At 62.3% G+C, this 15,287-nt stretch carries 15 protein-coding genes; 10 read left to right on the forward strand and 5 right to left on the reverse strand.

The features are described 5' to 3' along the window. Window positions 1-66: 66 nt before the first annotated feature. From CI807_RS31425 to CI807_RS14360, 9 genes are all read left to right on the forward strand, one after another. Window positions 67-213, forward strand: coding sequence for a hypothetical protein (locus tag CI807_RS31425; protein ID WP_177409578.1), 147 nt, complete (start codon window positions 67-69; stop codon window positions 211-213). Window positions 214-360: 147 nt separating this feature from the next. Further along, window positions 361-1,083: a GntR family transcriptional regulator gene (locus CI807_RS14325; RefSeq protein ID WP_016975198.1), complete on the forward strand. Its 723-nt coding sequence runs from the start codon at window positions 361-363 to the stop codon at window positions 1,081-1,083. Further along, window positions 1,080-1,868 (forward strand): SDR family oxidoreductase, encoded by a 789-nt coding sequence (locus tag CI807_RS14330; protein ID WP_095015093.1) that lies wholly within the window; start codon window positions 1,080-1,082, stop codon window positions 1,866-1,868. Before CI807_RS14325 ends, CI807_RS14330 begins: the two co-directional genes overlap by 4 nt. A 67-nt stretch (window positions 1,869-1,935) precedes the next feature. Further along, a complete protein-coding gene (locus tag CI807_RS14335) occupies window positions 1,936-2,868 on the forward strand; it encodes a 3-keto-5-aminohexanoate cleavage protein (RefSeq protein ID WP_016975200.1) in 933 nt (310 codons plus the stop codon). Between the two features lie 201 nt (window positions 2,869-3,069). Further along, complete coding sequence (locus CI807_RS14340; protein WP_095017548.1) at window positions 3,070-3,948, forward strand: SMP-30/gluconolactonase/LRE family protein; 879 nt, start codon at window positions 3,070-3,072, stop codon at window positions 3,946-3,948. Window positions 3,949-4,021: 73 nt separating this feature from the next. After that, window positions 4,022-5,344 carry an MFS transporter gene (locus tag CI807_RS14345; RefSeq protein WP_095015094.1) on the forward strand — a complete coding sequence of 441 codons (1,323 nt, stop codon included), beginning with the start codon at window positions 4,022-4,024 and terminating at the stop codon, window positions 5,342-5,344. A gap of 55 nt (window positions 5,345-5,399) precedes the next feature. Further along, window positions 5,400-6,716, forward strand: a complete 1,317-nt coding sequence (locus tag CI807_RS14350) for an MFS transporter (RefSeq protein WP_095017549.1) — start codon at window positions 5,400-5,402, stop codon at window positions 6,714-6,716. A gap of 58 nt (window positions 6,717-6,774) precedes the next feature. Next, window positions 6,775-7,698 carry a LysR substrate-binding domain-containing protein gene (locus CI807_RS14355; protein WP_095015095.1) on the forward strand — a complete coding sequence of 308 codons (924 nt, stop codon included), beginning with the start codon at window positions 6,775-6,777 and terminating at the stop codon, window positions 7,696-7,698. Window positions 7,699-7,746: 48 nt separating this feature from the next. Continuing rightward, a complete protein-coding gene (locus tag CI807_RS14360) occupies window positions 7,747-8,109 on the forward strand; it encodes a 5-carboxymethyl-2-hydroxymuconate Delta-isomerase (protein ID WP_028619369.1) in 363 nt (120 codons plus the stop codon). Between the two features lie 3 nt (window positions 8,110-8,112). Here the strand turns inward: CI807_RS14360 and CI807_RS14365 are convergent, their stop codons facing one another. The 4 genes from CI807_RS14365 to CI807_RS14380 all read right to left on the reverse strand — a co-directional run bounded on the left by CI807_RS14365 (window position 8,113) and on the right by CI807_RS14380 (window position 13,580). Next, a complete protein-coding gene (locus CI807_RS14365) occupies window positions 8,113-9,048 on the reverse strand; it encodes a LysR family transcriptional regulator (RefSeq protein WP_095015096.1) in 936 nt (311 codons plus the stop codon). A 137-nt stretch (window positions 9,049-9,185) separates the two neighbouring features. After that, complete coding sequence (locus CI807_RS14370; RefSeq protein ID WP_095015097.1) at window positions 9,186-10,373, reverse strand: cyanate transporter; 1,188 nt, start codon at window positions 10,371-10,373, stop codon at window positions 9,186-9,188. A gap of 142 nt (window positions 10,374-10,515) precedes the next feature. Next, window positions 10,516-11,958, reverse strand: coding sequence for an aldehyde dehydrogenase family protein (locus CI807_RS14375; protein WP_095015098.1), 1,443 nt, complete (start codon window positions 11,956-11,958; stop codon window positions 10,516-10,518). After that, on the reverse strand, window positions 11,955-13,580 hold the full coding sequence (locus CI807_RS14380; RefSeq protein ID WP_095015099.1) for a 5-guanidino-2-oxopentanoate decarboxylase: 1,626 nt from the start codon (window positions 13,578-13,580) through the stop codon (window positions 11,955-11,957). The genes CI807_RS14375 and CI807_RS14380 overlap by 4 nt, the downstream gene beginning before the upstream one ends. Before the next feature lie 111 nt (window positions 13,581-13,691). Between CI807_RS14380 and CI807_RS14385 the strand changes: the two genes are divergently transcribed. After that, a complete protein-coding gene (locus CI807_RS14385) occupies window positions 13,692-14,567 on the forward strand; it encodes a LysR substrate-binding domain-containing protein (RefSeq protein WP_095015100.1) in 876 nt (291 codons plus the stop codon). A 74-nt stretch (window positions 14,568-14,641) separates the two neighbouring features. Here CI807_RS14385 and CI807_RS14390 read toward each other — a convergent pair whose 3' ends face one another. Then, on the reverse strand, window positions 14,642-15,256 hold the full coding sequence (locus CI807_RS14390; RefSeq protein ID WP_095015101.1) for an NAD(P)-dependent oxidoreductase: 615 nt from the start codon (window positions 15,254-15,256) through the stop codon (window positions 14,642-14,644). Window positions 15,257-15,287 lie beyond the last annotated feature (31 nt).

Raw genomic sequence — 15,287 nt, forward strand, 5'->3', positions numbered from 1 at the left:
CCGCCAAAGATCTTGTGCTGTTCTATGCTTGAAGGTGTAACCAATTCATACGGATGGGAGGCGGCCATGGGTAATGAACAGCAGAAGCATGATGAGCGGGAGCGGGAACAATCCCGCCGGCAGCGTGAGGAAGAAAAACCACAGACCTGGAAACATCCTGACGACGGCACGGAGCTTTCCGAGCGGGATCAGGAGCGTCCGCTCAAGCCCTGATCTATGCGCCGGTCAACATGCGACGTTAATGGGAGTTATCGATGTGTCATTCGAAAACTCCCACTTTTTTTGCCGGGAAACTATTTGACATATTTGATTTGTGATCACATATTGAGGCCATAAGAACGACAACACAGGTTTTGCCTCATGACAGATGGTCCGCTCCTCCTGCCCACCCTGCGCCAGGTGTCCCGCGATACCTTGCAAGACCAGGTCTATCGCCAGATCCGCGAAGCCTTGATGAGTGGCCGTTTCCAGCCTGGCCAGAAACTCACCATCCGCGGTCTCGCCGAAGCCCTGGGTTCCAGCCCGATGCCAGTGCGCGAAGCGCTGCAACGCCTCAGCGCCGAAAACGCCTTTGAAGTCACCGAAACCTCCCGTCTGCGTGTGCGCTTGATGACGGTCGAACGCCTGCGCGAAATCCGTGATGCGCGGGTCGCCCTCGAAGGCTTGCTCGCCGAAAAGGCGGTGCTGCTCCTGCAGAAAGCCGACCTCGATGAAATCACCGATCTCTGCCAGCAGATGCAACACGCCGCCGACGAAGTCGACGTGTCCCGCTACCTGTGGACCAACTTCGCGTTTCACCGGCGCATTTACGCCGTAGCCCAGGCCGAGTTGACCATGGCCGCCGTGGAAAACTTCTGGCTGCATATGGGCCCGTGCTTTGCGCTGGTCGCCCCGGATAAAGCTCACCTGCAACGCTCGATGGAGGCGCACACGCGCATCGTCGAAGCCCTCGCTGCCCGCGATGGCGCCGGCGCCCGCGCGGCGGTGACCGATGACATCATGCAGGCCGCCGATTCTCTGGCGCGCCTGCTCGTCAAGAACGACCGTTCGCGGTCGTCTGCTTCAGGAGGTAAACGTGCATGAGTGTCCTACAACGGCTGCAGCCCTATCCTGGGTTACGTGTGTTGATTTCCGGCGGGGCTGCCGGCATTGGCGAAGTGCTGGCGGCGGCGTATCTGGAAGCCGGTGCCCAGGTGCATGTGTGTGATGTGAGCGAGCCGGCCCTGGCCGCGTTCCGCGACAAATACCCAGGCACCGTCGCCACCCGCGCCGATGTCAGCGACGCCGCGCAGATCGAGGCGGTGTTCAAGGTGCAGCGCGAGCAGTTCGGCGGCCTCGATGTGCTGGTCAACAATGCCGGGATCGCCGGGCCTACCGGCGGGATCGATGCGATCAGCGACACCGAGTGGCAAGCCACCATCAATATCAATCTCACCGCGCAATACCGCTTTGCCCACCACGCCGTGCCGATGCTCAAGGAATCGTCCCACGGCCATATGCTACATATCGCCTCGGTGGCGGGGCGCTTGGGCTACGCGTGGCGCACACCGTACGCGGCGACCAAATGGGCGATCGTCGGCTTGATGAAATCCCTGGCCTCGGAGCTGGGCGAGAGCGACATCCGCGTCAACGCCTTGCTGCCAGGCATCGTCGAAGGCCCGCGTATGGACGGCGTGATTCGCGCGCGTGCCGAACAGGTCGGCGTGCCCGAAGCCGAGATGCGCCAGGAATACCTCAACAAGATTTCCCTCAAACGCATGGTCACCGCCGAAGACGTGGCCGCCATGGCGTTGTTCCTCTGTTCGCCCGCCGCACGCAACGTGACCGGCCAGGCGATCAGCGTCGACGGTAACGTCGAGTACCTGTAAGCCACGGAAGAACACATCGGGCTGTACCCAGGATTTTTTTCATAAGAATAAAAGTCGGAGATTCGTCATGTCCAAAAATCGTCCTGTCATCATTACTTGCGCCGTTACCGGTGCGATTCATACGCCGTCGATGTCACCGCATTTGCCGATCACCGCCCAGGAAATTGCCGACGCCGCCATCGGTGCCGCCGAGGCTGGCGCCGCGATTGTGCACCTGCATGCCCGTGACCCCAACGACGGTCGCCCTAGCCAGGACCCGGCGTTGTTCGCCGAGTTCCTGCCGCAGATCAAGGCCGCCAGCGACGTGGTGATCAACATCACCACCGGCGGCGCGCCGACCATGGGCGTGGAAGAACGCCTGCAGCCAGTGATGCAGTTCAAGCCGGAACTGGCTTCGCTGAACATGGGCTCGATGAACTTCGGCCTGTACGAAATGCTCAACCGCTTTACTGACTTCAAGCACGACTGGGAGCGGCCGTACCTGGAAGAAAGTGATGATCGGATCTTCCGCAACACCTTCCGTGACATCACCCACATTCTCAATTCCTGCGCCGAAAATCGCACCCGTTTCGAGATCGAGTGCTACGACATCGGCCACCTCTACACCGCCGCGCATTTCCTGGAACGCGGCCTACTCAAGCCGCCGTTGTTTATTCAGTCGGTGTTCGGCTTGCGTGGCGGTATCGGTGGGCACCCGGAAGATTTGGCACACATGCGCCGTACCGCTGACCGTTTGTTTGGCGACGATTACGTGTGGTCGATCCTCGGCGCTGGGCGTGGGCAGATTCCGCTGGCGACCATGGGCCTGTCCATGGGCAGCAACGCGCGAGTGGGGCTTGAGGATTCGCTGTGGGACGGACCGGGCAAACTGGCGGCGTCGAATGCCGATCAGGTCCGGCGCATTCGCACGGTGATCGAAGCGCTCGGGCACCGCGTCGCTACGCCGGATGAAGCGCGGGAAATCCTCGGGCTCAAGGGGCGCGATCAGGTCAACTTCTAACCCACAGCTGAGGTCGCGTCCTGGGTGTATTCACCGATCCACTGTAGGAGCGAGCTTGCTCGCGAAAAACTCCAAGACATCGCATTGCACCAGGCAGCACGCGTTATCGTTGATGTTTTTCGCGAGCAAGCTCGCTCCTACAAGGTGATATCCCATCAGGGCGCGACCGTCATCCCGCACAACAACAATAAGGGGATCACCATGCGTATCGAAGTGCTCGTCGACGTCAAGACCACCCTGGGCGAAGGCCCGGTGTGGGACGTCGAGCAACAACGCTTGTATTGGATCGACAGCGCCGACGGCCGCATCTTGCGCTGCACCGACGACGGTCGCGAGCTGCGGGCCTGGGACGTGGGCCAGAAAATCGGCTCCATGGCCCTGCGCCGTGACGGCGAGTCGGCCATCGTCGCCCTGCAAAACGGCGTGCACACCCTCGATCTCAGTAGTGGCGAACTCAAGCTGGTCGCTGATCCGGAACCGCACCTGCCCAACAACCGCCTCAACGACGGCAAGGTCGACCGCCAAGGCCGTTTTATCTTCGGCTCCATGGACACGTTGGAAGACAGCGCCAGCGCCAAGCTTTACCGCCTGGACGCCAACCTGAGCCTGCACACCCTGGACGAAGGCATCATCGTGTCTAACGGCCCGTGCTGGAGCCCATCGGGTGACACCTTCTACTTCTGCGACACCTGGTCCGGCGAGATCTGGGCCTACGACTACGACCTGGCCACCGGCAGTGTCAGCAATCGTCGCACCTTCGCCAAGGTCGATACCTCCGGCGGGGGCGCTGCCGATGGTTGCACCGTGGATGCCGAAGGCTGCCTGTGGCAGGCGCTGGTCTACGCCGGGAAACTGGTGCGCTACACCCCCGACGGCCACGTCGACCGCATCATCCAGATGCCGGTGAAAAAGGTCACCAGCCTGACCTTTGGCGGCCCGAACCTGGACATTCTGTTTGTGACCTCGATGGCCAAACCGCCGCTGCCGCGTTTTCCGGCAGACGGCCAGCAGCGCGGAGCGCTGTTCGCCATTACTGGGTTGGGCGTGCAAGGAATAGCCGAGCGACGGTTCGCCAGCTAGCGCGTGTGTGTGACAAGGCATATTCCTTCGCAACCTTGTGTCAGTGCGCGCCCTCGCGCGCCTGGAGAGGCCCATGGCAACTATAAAAAAAGCGTCCCTGCGCAGCATTCACCGGCATTCCTGGGTGTCGCTGCTGGTCTGCTGGATGATCTGGATCCTCAACGCCTACGACCGTGAGATCGTGCTGCGCCTGGGGCCGACCATCTCCAAGCATTTCGACTTATCCGCCGACCAATGGGGCACCGTGGCCACGGTGGTCATGTTGGCCCTGGCGCTGCTGGATATCCCCGGTTCGATGTGGAGCGACCGTTACGGTGGCGGCTGGAAACGTGCGCGCTTCCAGGTGCCGCTGGTGCTGGGTTACACCGCGATTTCGTTTCTGTCCGGCTTCAAAGCCTTGAGCGGCAACCTCGCGACCTTTATTGCCTTGCGCGTCGGCGTCAACCTTGGCGCCGGCTGGGGCGAGCCGGTGGGCGTGAGCAACACCGCCGAATGGTGGCCGGTGGAACGTCGCGGGTTTGCCCTGGGCGCGCACCATACCGGCTACCCGATCGGCGCGATGCTCAGTGGGATTGTCGCGAGTTTTGTCATTACGGTGTTCGGCGAAGAAAACTGGCGCTACGTGTTCTTCTTCGCCTTCGTGGTGGCGCTGCCGTTGATGATCTTCTGGGCGCGTTATTCCACGGCCGAGCGCATCACTGCACTGTACGTCGACATCGCCGCCAAAGGCATGACCCCGCCGGACAACGCGCCGGCCAGCCAAGTCAAAGGCGAGGCCTGGCGTACATTCCTTGCCACCTTGCGCAACCGCAATATCGCTCTCACGGCGGGCAACACCATGCTCACCCAAGTCGTATACATGGGCGTCAACATCGTGCTGCCCGCCTACCTCTACAACATCGCCGGGCTGTCGCTGGCCGAATCGGCGGGGATGAGCGTGGTGTTCACCCTCACCGGCATTCTCGGGCAACTGGTGTGGCCGTCGCTGTCGGACATCATTGGCCGACGCACCACCTTGATCATTTGCGGGCTATGGATGGCGGCGAGTGTGGGGGCGTTTTACTTCGCCAACACCCTGACATTGATCGTCGTGGTGCAACTGCTGTTCGGCCTGGTGGCTAACGCGGTGTGGCCGATCTATTACGCGGTGGCCTGCGACTCGGCCGAGCCGTCGGCGACGTCGACCGCCAACGGCATCATCACCACCGCGATGTTTATCGGCGGCGGCCTGGCGCCGGTGCTGATGGGCAGCCTGATCGCCATGGGCGGCGGCTGGACCACGCTGCACGGCTACACCGTGTGTTTCTTCGTGATGGCCGGCTGCGCCCTGGGCGGCGCGCTGCTGCAACTGTTTTCCCATCGCCCGCCGGCGCTGGTTGTGCAACTCGACTCCTAGAACAACACCGATGCGCCCCCCAGTCTGGCTGGCGGGGCGCCAAGAGGAATTGCCGATGACTACCGCCACTTCCGCCCGCACCCCGCAGGCGTTGAACAAACTGATGTTCGTCAAGTTGATGCCCTTGCTGATCATCGCCTACATCCTGAGCTTCCTGGACCGCACCAACATCGCCCTGGCCAAGCATCACCTGGACGTCGACCTGGGCATTTCCGCTGCGGCGTACGGGTTGGGCGCGGGGCTGTTTTTCCTGACCTATGCGCTGTCGGAAATCCCCAGTAACCTGATCATGCACAAGGTCGGCGCGCGATTCTGGATTGCGCGGATCATGGTGACCTGGGGCCTGATCTCGGCGGCCATGGCCTTTGTGCAGGGCGAGACCTCGTTCTACGTGCTGCGCCTGTTGCTGGGCATTGCCGAAGCCGGACTCTTCCCCGGCGTCATGCTCTACCTCACCTACTGGTTCAACCGCGAACAGCGGGCACGCGCCACCGGGTATTTCCTGCTTGGCGTGTGCTTCGCCAACATCATCGGCGGCCCGGTGGGCGCCGCCTTGATACGCATGGACGGCATGCTCGGATGGCACGGCTGGCAGTGGATGTTCATGCTCGAAGGCCTGCCAGCGGTGGCGTTTGCCTGGGTGGTCTGGCGCAAATTGCCGGACCGTCCGAGCAAGGCGCCGTGGTTGTCGGCCGAGGAAGCGCGTGGCATCGAACAACGCATCGCGCAGGAAACCGAAGAGGGTGCGGGCGAGGGCGGTCACTCGTTGAAAAACTGGCTGACCCCGCAAATCCTGCTGGCGATTTTTGTGTACTTCTGTCACCAGATCACCATCTACACCGTGATCTTTTTCCTGCCGAGCATCATCAGCAAGTATGGCGAACTGAGCACCATGAACGTCGGCCTGCTGACTTCGCTACCGTGGATCGCGGCGGCACTCGGTGCCTTGCTGATTCCGCGTTTCGCCACGACGCCCGGACGCTGCCGGCGGTTGCTGGTCACAGGGCTGCTGACCATGGCGCTGGGCCTGGGCATCGCGTCGATATCGGGGCCGGTGTTCAGCCTGCTCGGTTTTTGCCTGTCGGCGGTGATGTTCTTTGTGGTGCAGTCGATCATCTTTCTGTACCCGGCTTCACGCCTCAAGGGCGTAGCGCTGGCGGGCGGGCTAGGTTTCGTCAACGCGTGCGGGCTGCTTGGCGGGTTTGTCGGGCCGTCGGTAATGGGTGTGATCGAGCAAAGCACCGGCAATGCGATGAACGGCCTGAAGGTGATTGCGCTGGTGTTGGTGGTAGCTGCGCTGGCGGCGCTGCGGTTGCGCATGGGGCACGAGCCTGAGCGTGGCGCACAGGCCAGCGAAGCGTCCTACACGTAGACGCCAGCAACGCGGCTTTCTACACTGCGGCTTGTCTTGGGGAAAGGGGCAGGCGCCGATGAATCGCAATGAATTACGCAAGGCCGACATCAACCTGATGGTGGTTTTCGAAGCGCTGATGCTGGAGCGCAACGTGACGCGGGTGGCGGAGAAGCTGTTTCTCGGCCAGCCGACCATCAGCTCGGCCCTCAATCGCTTGCGTACTTTGTTTAATGACCCGCTGTTCATTCGCGTCGGCCACCGCATGGAGCCCACGGCGCGGGCCGAGGAAATCATCCAGCACCTGTCGCCGGCGCTGGACTCGTTGTCCTCGGCCTTGAGCCTGACCCACGATTTCGACCCGTCCATCAGCACCATGACCTTTCGCATCGGCCTGTCCGATGATGTCGAGTTCGGCCTGTTGCCACCGTTGCTGCGTTCCCTGCGCCAGGAAGCGCCGCAAGTGGTGTTTGTGGTGCAACATGTGGACTACTGGCGCATCCCGGATCTGCTGGCCTCTGGCGATATCACCGTCGGCATCACCCAGACCCGTGGCCTGCCGGCGAATGCCAAGCGCAAGCTGCTGCGCCATATCCGCCCGCGCATCCTGCGTGCCGATGCCTCGGAAACACCGCTGACCCTCGACGAATACTGCTCACGGCCCCACGTGCTGGTGTCCCACACCGCCAACGTGGCGGGGTTCGCCGATGAGTGGCTGGCAGAAATCGGCCGCAAGCGCCACGTGGTGCTGTCTGTGCCGCAATACAGCGCACTGCCGGCGTTGCTCGCCGGCACCGACCTGATCGCCAGCCTGCCGGACTACACCGCCGAGGCCATGGCCGTGACGGGCCACCTGTTCTGCGAGCCGTTCCCGTTCGAGACGCCGACCCTGGATTTGTCCATGGTCTGGCTCAGCCACGTGGACACCGACCCGGCCGAGCGCTGGGTACGTTCGCGACTGGAAGCGTTCATGAGTGATCGAGGGTTGGCGACCAAGGCCTGACTCCGTGGTATATCTAGGAATCTTCCTACGAAAGACTCGGAGCCCTACATGCCACACCTGCATCTGGAATACACCGCCAACCTGACGAACCTGGCCGTTGAGAAAACCCTGCTACGGCTCAACAACGTGTTGATGGTGTCTGGCCAGTTCGGTTCCGAATTCGATATCAAAAGCCGTGCGGTCAAGGTCGAGACGTTCCAGGTGGGCACCTCCCTCGACCCTCGCGGTTTTATCGCGGTGAAGCTGTCGCTGCTCAGCGGGCGGTCGCCGCAGGTCAAGAAGCAGTTGTCGGAAAGCCTGTTGGCTGCCTTGCAGGACCTTGGCGACTGGCCGGCAGGCGTACAGGTTCAGCTGAGTGTTCTGTTGGTGGATATGGATCGCGATTCCTACAGCAAGGTCGCAATCGGTTAAGCCCTACAACAAGCCCTGATCCGCACACACTTTGACCACTTGCTCGCGAAACCAGGTGTTGGCGCTGTCCTGCTCACTGGTTTCGTTCCACTGCATCTCCAGGGTGAACCCCGGCAAACCGTTCGGCGCTTCGCAATGGCCGAACACCGTGTTCGGCGCCAATAGTTTTTGCACGCGACGGGGCAAGGTGACGATGAATTCGGTGCCGGTGATCATCTTCAAGGCCGCGCTGTAGCTGTTGGCGCGGGCGATGACCTGGCGCTTGTGGGCCTGGCGCGCGAGCCAGCCGTCGATCATGTTGGTGTCGGAGGTCCACGGCGTAGGGAACACGTGGCGGCGTTCGACGAAGGACTGCAGGCTGAAGGCCGGCTCCCGGGGCGCCGAGCGTTTGTCGAACACGCACACCAAGTCGTCTTCGAGTAGCATCTGAGTGCGGAAGTCTTTGTGGGCACGGTGGAAGTTAGGGCCGAAACAGATCACCAGGTCGAGGCGACCTTCGCGCAGGTCGTCGGCGGGGATGTCGGTTTCCAGCTTCTGCACATTGACGATCACCGGCAGGTCGGCGCGGTCGAAGGTTTTCAACAGGCGCGGCAGGATCAACTGTTCGAAATACTCCGGCGCACACACGTTGAAGGTCACGGCCTTCTGCGTCGGATCGAACGCCTGGCCACCGGCGTGGCACAGGTTGATGCTTTCGAGGATTTTCTGCACATGGCCGTACATGGTGGTGGCCTTGTACGTCGGGCGCATGCCGGCGCGTGTGTTGATAAACAGCTCGTCTTCAAAACTGGTGCGCAGCTTCTTCAGGCTGTAGCTCACGGTGGACTGGCTGACAAACAGCGTTTCAGACACCTCGGTAACGCTGCTCTGGTCATAGACGGCGATAAACACCATCAAGTCCTGCATATCGAGCTTTCTGAGCAAGTTACTGTTTAGCATCGGTTTCGTCCGTAAACCCTTTGTACCGAACTCAGTACAAGACAGCACAAAAGCTTAACGGAACGAGCGTGCCAATAGAATGCTCTGTAGGGCGTTTCTATGTTTGGTGTGAGACAAATACTGTTTACAACACGACCTCAGCGGATATGTCGTGCGTAATGCTTTGGGTTGAAGCGCGTGACGATCAACAGCATCACTACGATCACTGCCGTGAGCGACCACCAGGACCATTCGAAGCTGCCCAGTTGATCGCGGATCATCCCGGCGATCAGCGGTGACAACCCGGCAATCAAGTAGCCGATACCTTGCACAAACGCGGTGAGGCCACCGGCGCGGCGCGGGTTGTCCAGGTGGTCGAGGGACAGGATCAGGCACATCGGGAACAGGCCGCCGATGCCCAGGCCGAGCAGGCAAGGCCACAGCAGGCTCAGGTGTTGCGGACTCAGGATCAGGCCGCAGAAACCGAGGATGATCAGCACCAGCAACACCGCGACAACGCCGCGTTTGTCCTGGCGACGGTTGGCGATGGCCGGGGTGATCAGGCCGGAGACGACTTCCATGGCGGTCAGGAAACCCAGCAGCAAGCCGGCGTTCTGTTCACTCCAACCCTGCTCCACGTAGTACGGCGCCAGCCAGGCGAGTACGCAGGTGTAGGAGGCGGTACCGAGGCCGAAGAATATCGCGAGCAACCAGGCGCGACCGTTACCGAAAAACGACTCCTGCGAAGCGCTTCCGGCGTGAGGCAAGGCTGGTAAAACCGAGCGCTGCGCGTACCAAAACACCAAGGCCAACAGCGCCAGCACCGCCCAGATCGCCAGCCCGATGCGCCAACTGCCGGTCTGCACCTGCACGAACGGTGCAAACGATGCGGCCAGCGCCGCGCCGCCCATGATCGCGGTGACGTACAGGCCCATGAACAGCGAGACATTGTCACTGAACCGCGATTTGATCAGCGCCGGCATCAGTGCCTGGATCATCGCAATCCCCACGCCGGCGGCGATGGCGCTGACAATCAACTCCAGCGCCGAGTCGAGGAACAGCCGCGACAGCGTCGCCAGGCCAATCACCACCAGTGACACCACGATGCTGCGGTGCTCGCCAAATCGCTTGGCCACGCCCATGCCGAAGAACATCGCCAAGCCCATGGCCATCACCGGCAACATGGTCAGCAACGCTGCACTGCTGAAACTCAAGGGCACCTCGCCACGAATCGAGGACAACAGGGGGCCGACAGCGGCCATCGACGGGCGCAGGTTGAGGGCGACCAGCACGACGCTGATCATCAGCCAGACGGCGGTGGTGGGTTTGGTTTGGACGGTTTCCATGGGACGGCCTTGAGTGAACAGGGGCGAATCAGGCCACGGGCGGGAAGAGGGGGCAAATGAGAAAGTCGCAGGGGCTATCTAAAAATTGCGGATGCCTTTGTGGCGAGGGAGCAAGCTCCCTCGCCACAAAGATTTTTATCGGCTAAAGGGACCGGATCACATGCTTGATCTCCTGAAACGCCGCCAACCCCCAAGGCCCCAACTCGCGGCCGAGGCTGCTCTGCTTGTAACCGCCCCACGCGGCCTGTGGGAAGATCACCTGCGGCGCGTTGATCCACACCAGCCCGGCTTGCAAGGCATTCGCCACCCGCTCGGCGGTTTCATGGCTGGCGCTGACCACACTCGCCACCAGGCCGAAATCGCTGTCGTTGGCCAGGGCAATGGCCTCGGCTTCGGAGGTGAAGCGTCGTACACAGAGCACCGGACCGAAGATCTCTTCGTTCCACAACGCGCTGTCCAGCGGTACGTCTGTGAACACGGTCGGGCGGATGAAAAAGCCCTTCGGCAAATCTGCCGGGCGTTCACCGCCACACAGCAAGCGTGCGCCATCTTCAACACCGCGCTGGATGTGCCCGAGCACGCGCTGATATTGCACGCGGTTGATCAACGCGCCCATTTCCACGTCATCGGCAAATGGGTCAGCCACGCGAATGCCTTCAGCCCGTGCCTGTACACGTTGCAGAAATTCATCCGCCAGGCTGTCAGCTACCAGCACGCGACTGGTGGCCGAGCACATCTGCCCAGCGTTGAAAAATCCACCACCACAGGCCAGTTCCACCGCCAAGTCCAGGTCGGCATCCGCCAATACCAGCAGGGAAGATTTGCCGCCCAGTTCCAGGCTCACGCCCTTGATGGTTTCGGCGGCGCGCTGCATCACCTGCACGCCGACGGCGTTGCTGCCGGTGAAGGAAATCTTCGCCACGCGGCGATCCGCCGCCAGTGGTGCGCCCACTTCCAGGCCCGTGCCGCACACCAGGTTGAACACTCCGGCCGGCAAGCCCGCCTCGGCGATAATCCGCGCCAGTTGCAACTCCGCCAACGGCGTCACTTCCGATGGCTTGAGCACCACGCAGCAACCGGCCGCCAGCGCCGGGGCGAGTTTCCACGCGGTGGTGACCATCGGAAAATTCCATGGCACGATCAGCCCGACCACGCCACACGGCTCACGGCGCAGGCGTGCGCTGAAGTCCGCGCTGGGCAATGCCACCGGGCTATCCTGGCTGGCATCCATCGCTTCGGCCACGCTGGCGTAATAGTCGAAGGTGGCGATCACATCGTTCACATCAATCTCGGATTCAAACAGCGGTTTGCCGTTGTTGCTCGACTGCAGGTGCATCAGCTGTTCGCGCTGCTCGCTGACGCCTTGGGCGATCTTGCGCAACAGCGCGGCGCGGTCGCGGCCGGTGCTTTTCGACCAGTCGATGAACGCGGCGCTGGCGGCGTCGACCGCCTCGGTGACCGTGCTCGCATCGCCGACGCTGACGTGGGCCAGGACGGCTTCAGTCGCGGGGTTGATCACCTCAAGCGAGGCCAGTCCGGCACGCCATGCCCCATTGATATACACACCGTTCAATGCCGCGCTCATGCCTCCACCGCCTTCATCCACAGCCCTTGGTCGACTTCAATCAGTGTCGGCCCTTGGCGATCAGCCGCAGCGCGTAGTGCCGCACGTAACGACTCAACCCCTTGAATGCTGTCGGCGGCGCAACCGAGTGCCTTGGCCACGCCGATAAAGTCCGGCGTGTAGATGTCCACGCCGACCGGCTCGATGGCGCGGTTGACCATGTATTTCTTGATCTCTTCATAGCCGTGGTTATTCCACAGCAGCACGATCACCGGCGTGCGCGCTTCCACCGCGCTAGCCAGTTCCGGCAGCGAGAATTGCAGGCCGCCGTCGCCGATCAGGCACACCACCGGCTGCCCATCGCCACGCCCCAGCCAGGCGCCGATGGCGGCAGGCAAGGCATAGCCCAAAGTGCCGTAGCCGGTGGACGAGTTGAACCAGCGGCGCGGGTGGTCGAGGTTCAGGGTCAGGTTGCCGCTGTACACCGGTTGGGTCGAGTCGCCCACCAGTACGGCGTTGGGCAATTCTTCGAGGACGGTATTGAGGAACAGGGTTTGCGCGCGGGTGGCGGCGTCCCAGCTCGGGGTCAGTTCTGCCCACAGGCGCGCTACGCGTTCAGTGCCCCACGCGCTGTTACGCGGTGGCAAGGGTTTGCTGCTCAGTTCGGTCAGCAAGGCCGCTGCGGCGATTTGTGCATCAGCCACCAAGGCCACTTGCGGCGGGTAGTTGCGCACGGTCTGGTCGGGGTCGATATCGATGCGCAGCAGCGCGCCGGGAATCTCGAAACCACCGGCGAAGGTCACGTCGTAGTCGGTTTCCGCCAGTTCGGTGCCGATGGCCAGCACCACGTCCGCTTCGGCCACCAGCGCGCGGGTGGCGACCAGGGTCTGGGTCGAGCCGATCAGCAGCGGGTGGTGGCCGGGCAGCATGCCTTTGGCGTTGATGGTCAGGGCCACCGGCGCGCCGAGCGCTTCGGCCAGTCGGGTCAGTTCCGGCGCCGCGTCGATGGCGCCGCCACCGGCCAGGATCAAGGGTTTCTTGGCGGCTGCGAGCAACTGGCTCATTTGCTTGACCGCCGACGGAGCGGCACCGGCACGGGCCACGCTGACCGGTTCACTGCCCAGCAAGGCGTCGGCATTTTCCACCAGCACATCCAGCGGGATCTCGATGTGGACCGGGCGCGGTCGCCCGGCCTGGAACAACGCAAACGCCCGCGCCAACACGCCGGGCAGCTCCGCCGCCGACATCAGGGTATGGGAGAACGCCGCCACGCCGGCCATCATCGCGCCCTGGTTCGGCAGCTCATGCAGCTTGCCGCGCCCGCCGCCCAATTGGCTGCGCGACTGCACGCTGGAGATCACCAGCATCGGGATCGAGTCGGCATAGGCCTGGCCCATGGCGGTGGTGATATTGGTCATGCCGGGGCCGGTGATGATGAAGCACACGCCGGGTTTGCCGCTGGTGCGCGCGTAACCGTCGGCCATGAAGCCGGCGCCCTGTTCGTGGCGCGGGGTGACGTGCCGGATGCTGGAACGGGCCAGGCCGCGATACAACTCCACGGTGTGCACGCCGGGGATGCCAAACACCTGGTCCACGCCGTAGCCTTCCAGGAGGTTGACCAATACTTCGCCGCAGGTCGCCATACAGATCGCTCTTATTGTTGAGGTAAGGCGTTATTGGACCGGCTGGCCCGTAGCGGCAACAATCGATAAAAAGTCATACTAGCCATGCTCTCACGTCATGGCTGCGCCTCGATGAAACGCCTCCCACCGCTGCCCGCGTTGCACACCTTCTGGGTCACGGCCCAGTGCTGCAACTTCACCCGCGCTGCCGACCAGTTGCACATCACCCAGGGCGCGGTGAGCCGGCAGATTGCCGGGCTGGAAAGTCATTTGGGCTATGCGCTGTTCCAACGCCAGGCGCGGGGTTTGAGCCTGACCGACGAAGGCCGCGAATGGTCACTGCGCGCACAGCAGGTGTTTGGCCTGCTTGGCGAAGCGGTGGAGCAGATCGGCAGTCGCCGCCAGACCTTGCAAATCAAGGCGTCCACCTGTGTGATGCGCTGGCTGCTGCCGCGCCTGATGCAGTGGCAAAAGGAACGCCCGGACGTGCCGGTGGAACTCACCACCACCGTGGCCTACACCGTGGACTTTCGCCGCGAGCAATTCGACGCGGCGGTGATCTATGCGCCCATCGCCGAGCAATCGGCCGAGGCGCGGCATCTGTTCGATGAACAGCTCACGCCGGTCTGCGCACCGGCACTGCTTGCGGGCTTGCACACACCGCAAGATTTGCAACAACAGGTCTTGCTGCACCCCACGCGGGATGAACGGGATTGGGCATTGTGGCTCAAGGCGGCGCAGACGCGGCTGGGCAATTTGAGCCAGGGGCATCATTTTGAAACGCTGGATCTGGCGATGACGGTGGCGTCCCAGGGTTCCGGCGTGGCGATTGGCGACAGTGCGTTGATTGGCGAGGATTTGAAGGCGGGGCGGTTGGTGATGCCGTTTGAACTGCGGGTGCCGACGGGGATGGGGTATTACTTGGTGTATCCGCCAGGCACCGAGCCTTCGGCTGGGCTTGAGGCCTTGATGAACTGGTTGGTCATGAACGCCAAATACCCCTTGTAGGAGCCGGGCTTGCCGGCGATGGCAATCTTATGGACGCTATCGCCGGCAAGCCGGGCTCCTACAAATGGGGGGTGTCAGTAACCGACAGTGAAACGCTGGCGCGAGTGCTTCGGCGATTCAACTTCGTCGATCAACGCAATCGCATAGTCAGCAAAACTGACCCAACTGCGGCCTTCACTGCTCACCAGCAAATCATCCTGACCCACCCGGAATTTACCGGTGCGCTCAGTCTCGACGAACTCCGCCGACGGCGACAGGAACGTCCAGTCCAGTTCCTTCTCCTGGCGCAGTGCGTCGAGAAACGCCGCACCCGCCGTGGCTTCAGCTTTGTATTCCTCAGGGAAACCCTCGCTGTCGATCACTCGACCGCCACCTGGCAGCAATAGCGAACCGGCACCGCCCACCACCAGCAGGCGTTTTACCCCGGCTTTCTTCACCGGCCCGATCACGGCGCTGGCGGGCAGGGTGGCGAAGTGCGCTGCGCTGATCACCACGTCGCTGCCACTCACCGCCTGTTGCAGGGCGTTGGCATCCAGGGCGTCGACTTGTTTAACGGTGACGCCAGGGCGCACAGCCAGCTTGTCGGTATTGCGTGCGATGGCGGTGACGGTGTGCCCACGACGCAGCGCTTCTTCCAGCAGTTGGCTACCGGCACGGCCAGTGGCACCAATGATTGCAATCTTGCTCATGACGTTCTCCAGTACGTTAGGGGTTGAAACG

The sequence above is a fragment of the Pseudomonas sp. NS1(2017) genome (genome assembly GCF_002269425.1).
Lineage (GTDB): Bacteria > Pseudomonadota > Gammaproteobacteria > Pseudomonadales > Pseudomonadaceae > Aquipseudomonas > Aquipseudomonas reactans.

What these genes read in the sequence shown, in the direction of transcription:
- CI807_RS14380 (WP_095015099.1), bottom strand. Translation starts at nt 13,580, where the DNA reads ATGGCGACCTGCGGCGAAGTATTGGTCAACCTCCTGGAAGGCTACGGC.
- CI807_RS14390 (WP_095015101.1), bottom strand. Translation starts at nt 15,256, where the DNA reads ATGAGCAAGATTGCAATCATTGGTGCCACTGGCCGTGCCGGTAGCCAA.
- CI807_RS14365 (WP_095015096.1), bottom strand. Translation starts at nt 9,048, where the DNA reads ATGCTAAACAGTAACTTGCTCAGAAAGCTCGATATGCAGGACTTGATG.
- CI807_RS14360 (WP_028619369.1), top strand. Translation starts at nt 7,747, where the DNA reads ATGCCACACCTGCATCTGGAATACACCGCCAACCTGACGAACCTGGCC.
- CI807_RS14345 (WP_095015094.1), top strand. Translation starts at nt 4,022, where the DNA reads ATGGCAACTATAAAAAAAGCGTCCCTGCGCAGCATTCACCGGCATTCC.
- CI807_RS14330 (WP_095015093.1), top strand. Translation starts at nt 1,080, where the DNA reads ATGAGTGTCCTACAACGGCTGCAGCCCTATCCTGGGTTACGTGTGTTG.
- CI807_RS14335 (WP_016975200.1), top strand. Translation starts at nt 1,936, where the DNA reads ATGTCCAAAAATCGTCCTGTCATCATTACTTGCGCCGTTACCGGTGCG.
- CI807_RS31425 (WP_177409578.1), top strand. Translation starts at nt 67, where the DNA reads ATGGGTAATGAACAGCAGAAGCATGATGAGCGGGAGCGGGAACAATCC.
- CI807_RS14325 (WP_016975198.1), top strand. Translation starts at nt 361, where the DNA reads ATGACAGATGGTCCGCTCCTCCTGCCCACCCTGCGCCAGGTGTCCCGC.
- CI807_RS14340 (WP_095017548.1), top strand. Translation starts at nt 3,070, where the DNA reads ATGCGTATCGAAGTGCTCGTCGACGTCAAGACCACCCTGGGCGAAGGC.
- CI807_RS14350 (WP_095017549.1), top strand. Translation starts at nt 5,400, where the DNA reads ATGACTACCGCCACTTCCGCCCGCACCCCGCAGGCGTTGAACAAACTG.
- CI807_RS14385 (WP_095015100.1), top strand. Translation starts at nt 13,692, where the DNA reads ATGAAACGCCTCCCACCGCTGCCCGCGTTGCACACCTTCTGGGTCACG.
- CI807_RS14375 (WP_095015098.1), bottom strand. Translation starts at nt 11,958, where the DNA reads ATGAGCGCGGCATTGAACGGTGTGTATATCAATGGGGCATGGCGTGCC.
- CI807_RS14355 (WP_095015095.1), top strand. Translation starts at nt 6,775, where the DNA reads ATGAATCGCAATGAATTACGCAAGGCCGACATCAACCTGATGGTGGTT.
- CI807_RS14370 (WP_095015097.1), bottom strand. Translation starts at nt 10,373, where the DNA reads ATGGAAACCGTCCAAACCAAACCCACCACCGCCGTCTGGCTGATGATC.